General features: G+C 31.3%; 1 protein-coding gene. It reads left to right on the top strand.

Annotation, left to right across the window (positions count from 1 at the left end):
* A partial coding sequence (locus tag OF364_RS03040; protein WP_263774139.1) for an Atg14 domain-containing protein occupies window positions 1–294 on the top strand: 294 nt, incomplete at both ends.

The following is a 294-nucleotide window of genomic DNA, read 5'->3' as shown; positions in this document are numbered from 1 at the left end:
AATTAAATTTGATGAACCAAAAGCTGAAGCTGACACTTTAAAAACTAATATTATAAATAAACTAACTGAAGCTAGAAATCAAAAATCAGCACTAGAAACAGCTGCAGAACAAGAAAGACAAAGAATTGCTCAACTAAAACAAAAATTAAGCGGTGCTAAAGATGCTTTAAAACAATTAACTGAGGCCTTAAATAAGGCAGTTGGTTTAGATGATAGACAAACTGCACTAGATGCTTTAGAATCAAAACTAGCCGAAGTTCAAAATCTAGTTAACATTTCAGAAGACGATAAAAC

The sequence above is a fragment of the Mycoplasma enhydrae genome, assembly GCF_025779955.1.
GTDB classification, from domain to species: domain Bacteria; phylum Bacillota_I; class Bacilli_A; order Mycoplasmatales; family Metamycoplasmataceae; genus Metamycoplasma; species Metamycoplasma enhydrae.
The sequence above is the reverse complement of the archived record's forward strand: the minus strand, read 5'-3'. Positions and strand labels throughout refer to the sequence as shown.